This window comes from Pseudoalteromonas sp. S1609 (assembly GCF_005887255.1).
GTDB lineage: Bacteria > Pseudomonadota > Gammaproteobacteria > Enterobacterales > Alteromonadaceae > Pseudoalteromonas.
The window spans coordinates 1-210 of sequence record NZ_PNDJ01000339.1 but is presented as its reverse complement, the minus strand read 5'-3'; the positions used below and the strand labels follow the sequence as shown (position 1 = coordinate 210).

1 protein-coding gene is annotated in these 210 nt (G+C 38.6%); it reads right to left on the bottom strand.

Annotated features, from left to right (window positions below):
* Nucleotides 1-210 (bottom strand): sigma 54-interacting transcriptional regulator (locus CWB76_RS19970; RefSeq protein WP_138609792.1); only part of this gene is annotated, 210 nt, incomplete at both ends.

Sequence of the window (210 nt, the reverse complement as noted above, 5' to 3'; positions counted from 1 at the left end):
TAATACATCTGAACTGTAAAATAAGTCTTCACGAACAGCGCCTTGCTCAACTTGTTCACGCAATATGCGGTTGGAGGCGGCAATAATGCGTATATCTAATTTTATTTTTTGATGACTACCGAGTCTTTCAACTTCGCGCTCTTGCAATACCCTCAGTAATTTAGCTTGTAAATCCATTGGCAGGTCAGTAATTTCATCCAGTAAAATAGT